Raw genomic sequence first — 5,265 nt, 5'->3', positions numbered from 1 at the left:
GCCTCCGGCAGCGTGCGCACGGCGGGGTCGGCGTATTCGAGGTCGAACCCGCAGGCCAGCTCGCGGGCCAGGCCGCGCACCGAGAAGCAGTAGCCACGATCGGGGGTGATGTTGAGTTCGATGAGCGCCGGGATGGGCGAACCCGCCGTCCTCGGCGAGATCACCGAGGAACAGTTCCACCGCTCCTTCTGGCTCAATGCGCGCGGCACCCTGTTCACGGTGCAGAAGGCGCTGCCGCTGATCAACGACAACGGCTCGATCTTCATGACCGGATCCAACGCCTCCCTCGGCGCCTTCCCCGGCTGGAGCCTCTACGCCGGAAGCAAAGCCGTCCAACAGGCTTGGGCCCGCGTCTGGCTGAACGAATTGCGTGACCGCAAGATCCGGGTCAACGTCCTGACCCCGGGCCAGGTCGCCACCGCCAAACAAGAAGAATTGTTCGACGAGGCCACCAGGGCCGAATTCGAGTCGCTCATCCCCCGCGGGAAAATGGGCCGCCCAGAAGAAATCGCCACCGTCGCACTATTTCTCGCGTCCGACGACTCCAGCTATGTCAACGGTCTGGAACTGGTCTCCGACGGCGGCACCACCGCCATCTGAACCACACGGCAACGGGGTAGGCCACTGGGATTTCGCCCTCGGCGTCGGCGAGTTCACCGGCTGAGCCCCGGTCCGAGCAGTTCGATTCAGATCAGAGAAGGACGGACACATCCATGAGCAGCATCAGTTTCATCGGTCTGGGAACCATGGCCCACGCCATCGCCACTCGCGCGGTCGCCGGCGGCAACATTGTGGAGATCCTCGGCCGCGACTCGGCCAAGGCCGAGGGCTTGGCTGCCGCGCTAGGCGGCGGTGCCACGGCCGGGACATTCGGCACCGTCCCTGCCGGCGACATCGTCGTCCTCGCAGTGCCGTACACCAGCGCGGTATCGGTCGTCGCCCGGTATGGGGATGCACTGGCAGGCAAGGTCATCATCGACATCACCAATACCTTCAACGCCGACGCCACCGGGCTCGTCACTCCGGACGGTACGTCCGGTGCGCAAGAGATTGCCGAGGCCGCCCCCGCGAGCGCGCACGTCGTGAAGGCGTTCAACACCGTCTTCGGTCACATCATCGCCCAGGGCCGTCCGTTGGACGTGTTCTTCGCCGGAGATGACGCGCGGGCCAAGGCCGGCGTGTCGGCGTTCATCGAGAGCCTGGGACTGCGTCCCTTCGATGTCGGCGGACTCGAGATGGCGCGCTGGCTGGAAGGGGTCGGTCCACTGCTGATGGGCCTGGCCCGCCACGGCGTGGGGAGCTTCGACGTCGCCCTCAGCGTCGACATCGCCGACTGAGTGGGCGCGCACCGCCATTTCTTCCGCCGCATCACGCACAAGGAGCAATAACATGCGCGTTTTCGTCACTGGCGGGACCGGTCATTCCGGTTCGTACATCATCCCCGAACTCGTCACCGCCGGGCACGAGGTCACCGGCCTGGCTCGGTCGGACACGGCCGCGGCCGCCTTGTCCGCGCTCGGCGCGAAGGTACGTCGCGGCGACCTGGAGGATCTCGACGGGCTCAAAGACGCGGCCGCGGATTCCGAGGGCGTCATTCACGTCGCGCACCGGCAAGACCTGCTTCCCTCGGGCGGGCTCGACGCCGTGGCCGCCGCGGAACTCCCGATCATCCTCGCCTACGGCGAGGCACTCGCGGGAACCGGAAAGCCGCTGGTCGCGGCGGGGAGCATCGGCTCAGCCGGGAACCTGGGCCGGCCGGCCACCGAGGAGGACCCGGCCCTTCCGGGCGGCGAGGAGTACAAGGGCACCCTGCGGGTTCGCAACGTCGTGGAAACCGCCGTAATCGACCTCGCTGAGCAGGGAGTGCGGTCTTCGGTCGTGCGGTTTGCCAACATCGCGCACAGCACGACCGATCGTGGCGGGTTCCTCGTGCAGCTGATCGCGCTGGCGAAGGAGAAGGGTTTCGTCGGCTACCCCGGAGACGGCGCGAACCTGTGGAACGCCGTGCACGTCCGCGATATCGCCCCCGTGTTCCGCCTGGCTTTGGAGAAGGGGCCGGCCGGCAGATACTGGCACGCGGTAGGGGACGGGGCCATCCCACTCCGGGATATCGCCGAGGCCATCGGCAGCCGACTGGGCCTGCCTGTCGTGAGCATTCCCTCGGACGTGCTGATGGTGCCGGGATACTTCGGGTTCCTCGCGAACATAGTCACGCAGAGCTACCCGGCGTCCAACCTCATCACCCGCCGGACCCTCGGCTGGGAACCCACTCAGCCCGGCCTGCTCGCCGATTTGGACAACGGCCATTACTTCCCCGGGTAGGGAGCCTGATCACAAGGACTGCCACACGATCGGGTGGCAGTCCTTGTGATCAGTCGTGAGTTCGCTGTGGCGACGCGGACTTTCAACCCGCTGCGTCAGGGCATCCGTGGAAATCGAAATCTGTTGTGAAAGGACAGGAAAGACTGTTCCACCCGCCATTTTGCTCCAACCCGACCGACGTGAGCAGGGGTGCGTAACAAACGTCGCACCCCAGCGAGTGGTACCACCTCAACACCCCCGATGGCCGGAGCCGCGGCGTCGGGTGCCGTCTGGCGATGGTGCGCAGCTCGAAAGGGCGAGGTGAATGTTGTCCCCACCTTGATCAGACATTGTTGCGCCGTCAGACCGGCCACGGGCGCCCGGCGGCGTGCGCATGGTCGGAGGCTGAGGCGGGTCGGCTAGATGTCGGAAGCGTAGGTGCAGAAGTGATCCACGACTTCGACGAGAAGGGCGGGCCCTTCGCGCCGAAGACGGAACGGGGGCAGACCAGCGAAGACGGGCGAGTTCGCGGCGTTCCGTTGCTTCGCGCTCAACGGCACCGATCGCCGCAGCCCTGTCGTGCAGGATGCGGCGATCGGCGGTAACGTGCCGCTGGCGCAACCAGCACGCCCGACCCGAAACTTCGCTGTCGGTGCGAAGATCCGGCGGTCAATTACCCAACCAAGGTCGCCTGACGCGGCACTAGATGATTCCTAACCCGGCTGTCGAGTTGTACAGCAACCAGTCGTACCAGAGCTGATACCGCGCCTGTGGCGCCTTGGTCTCCAGCATTCGATCCGTGCTGTCCTTGCGGCCGGAGCTGACCCATACACTGTCGTACGAGCCGATGTGGGCAGTGACAGTGAGGGGCCGGAATACAGTGTCCCGCCATCCCGAGGAAATGTAGTCGATCAGCTCACCGAATACCCAGGCGGAAATGGTTCCGACGACCAGCCCGAACGGCCCTCCGATGGTCGTACCCACCTTGACCAGAGCGTCCTGAACCTGCTTCTTGATCTCCTTCGTGACCCGATCCAGAAATGTTTGCATAGCCTTACCATTGTCTCGTTCGACTAGCACGAGTGTCACGAGATAGGCCTTGGGGAAGGAATTTCCGCGCTCTGTGATATTGAAATTCGTGAAGGTTCGCGGGGGATTGTAGTGCTTGATTTCCTTATTGTTGAAACTCCCGAGTTTGATCGGCTTGATGGTTTTTGTGTCACCGCTTTCATCGACGGATGTGCCACCGAGCCACATGTCGTCTTCGCCGATGTGACCGCCGAACGGGCTGTTGGTCTCGTTGGCGCAGCGGATCTGGGTCACCCGCAGCAGGAGGCTATCCGACCGCGTCGCTCGAGCGGGTGCATGCTGGGGGATCATCCCGCGCAATGTGCCGAGGAACGCCGGATTTTGCAGTTTCGCGAGGTCCGCGGCGGAGAACTTCAGGTTGGGGATGGCGAAAGCGGAGCCTTGCGAGGCGATCGGAGTCCGTGTCTGCAGATCGACCCCGGCCAGTTCCCCGAGATGTGCCGTGCGGATCGCGGTGGTATTCACCCGCTGGATAGCGGCGACTCCGGCGGCGGCCCGCTTCTTTTCGGGCATGGTGTCGAACCAGCTCGCCAAAATATTTTCGGCGGAATCTCGTTGAGTGGGCAGCGGGAACCGTGCTGCGTCGGCAGCGTGTGCGGCGACTTTATCTGCCGCCAGTTCGAGCTGGCGAACCACGCGCTCGCCAATTTTGCGCAGTTTCGGATCGATGATATCGCCGAGCTGCGAATCGATGCTGTTGATGGCCATGTCGATTTCCTTTCGTGTTTCATCACTTCGATGAGAACTCGACACTATGTATGAATTCTTTGGCGCACTTCGGTGCTGACACCGAAAAGGGCACCGTGGTAGCCCGGATGCGGTCGGCGCGTTCGCGACACATGCTGCTGTGGATGCGATGAACGGCTGCAGTCAGTAGCCCGTGGGTAGATCGAAGGAAGTGCTCCGGATGTGCGGAATCAACGACAACTCGAGGTCGACGGTGGAGCGCGAGCGCACGGCCGTCATCGATGCGGTCGGCTATCTGCGGCCGCGGATAGCCGCCGCGCACGATCCGCGCGTCGTGTGGTGGCCGAGCTCGATGGCCGAGGAACGGGAGACGCGCCTCACGATCGGACTGATCGAAGGCGGCTTCGATCAGTCGGTTGCCGACCTGGACGGCGCCGGCATCACCGTCCGCTGGTTCGGTGGCGGACGGACCGCCCCACTGTGGTTCCGCGAACACGGGGCCTTCTCCGCATCGCTGTTGGTCGGACAGGGCATATTTCGACTGCGCGGAACCGTGCCACGTGCGCGCCTGAACGTTGCCTGCACCGCGTCAGCGGACGGCGTCATCCGGCCCGATGATGTCGCCACCGCGATTCGATGGCTGACGTCTTCGGGTGCAGACGTGATCGTGATTCCGCTGGGCCAGCCCGACGCTCATGCCGGACTGACCGCCGCGCTGCGGGCAGCGACGCACGCCGGGATCGCCGTGATCGCGGCAGCGGGCAACTCGGCAGCAGGGCCGATCCTCTTCCCGGCGAGTGACCCACGATGCCTGGCAGTCGGGGCATGCACTGCGACTGGTGTGCTGCGACCTGGTTGTGTGAGCGAACCGCGGGTGGACCTGTTCGTGCGCGGCGACCGGGTCCGTGCACCTGTCCGCGGACGGTTGCTGCGAACCCGCAGCGGGACCTCGGTCGCGTGTGTACTCGCCGGAGGGCTCGCGACTACTTTGATGACCGAATACGGTCGGACTGCTGCGATCGAGTACTTGGCGCGGCGGCGGAAATCAGTCAGGGATTGAAGTGGCCGAGGCGGGTGCGTAACAAGCGCCGCATCGAGCAGGCCGAAACCGGCGTGTGAAGGCGTCGTTCCCGGATCAGATGTGGGCGTGGACTTCAGGTCGTTGTCACCATCGATGGGCGGCAGGTG

General features: G+C 64.7%; 5 protein-coding genes. 4 read left to right on the top strand and 1 reads right to left on the bottom strand.

From position 1 onward, the window contains the following. Positions 1 to 132: 132 nt before the first annotated feature. From ACFWF3_RS23305 to ACFWF3_RS23295, 3 genes are all read left to right on the top strand, one after another. Positions 133 to 600: an SDR family NAD(P)-dependent oxidoreductase gene (locus tag ACFWF3_RS23305; RefSeq protein WP_379315262.1), complete on the top strand. Its 468-nt coding sequence runs from the start codon at positions 133 to 135 to the stop codon at positions 598 to 600. Between the two features lie 113 nt (positions 601 to 713). Next, a complete protein-coding gene (locus tag ACFWF3_RS23300) occupies positions 714 to 1,337 on the top strand; it encodes an NADPH-dependent F420 reductase (RefSeq protein ID WP_379315261.1) in 624 nt (207 codons plus the stop codon). Between the two features lie 52 nt (positions 1,338 to 1,389). Beyond that, the gene (locus ACFWF3_RS23295; RefSeq protein ID WP_379315260.1) at positions 1,390 to 2,322 is read left to right on the top strand and encodes an SDR family oxidoreductase; all 933 of its coding nucleotides are present in this window, start codon (positions 1,390 to 1,392) and stop codon (positions 2,320 to 2,322) included. A 681-nt stretch (positions 2,323 to 3,003) separates the two neighbouring features. Here ACFWF3_RS23295 and ACFWF3_RS23290 read toward each other — a convergent pair. Beyond that, positions 3,004 to 4,098, bottom strand: a complete 1,095-nt coding sequence (locus tag ACFWF3_RS23290; RefSeq protein WP_379315259.1) for a hypothetical protein — start codon at positions 4,096 to 4,098, stop codon at positions 3,004 to 3,006. Between the two features lie 199 nt (positions 4,099 to 4,297). On the opposite strand from ACFWF3_RS23290, the gene ACFWF3_RS23285 reads away from it, so the two are divergent. After that, positions 4,298 to 5,137, top strand: coding sequence for a S8 family serine peptidase (locus ACFWF3_RS23285; RefSeq protein ID WP_379315258.1), 840 nt, complete (start codon positions 4,298 to 4,300; stop codon positions 5,135 to 5,137). Positions 5,138 to 5,265 lie beyond the last annotated feature (128 nt).

The sequence above is a fragment of the Nocardia sp. NPDC060220 genome (assembly GCF_042727815.1).
In the GTDB taxonomy this organism is placed as follows: domain Bacteria; phylum Actinomycetota; class Actinomycetes; order Mycobacteriales; family Mycobacteriaceae; genus Nocardia.
This window is presented reverse-complemented; position numbering and strand designations above follow the sequence as displayed.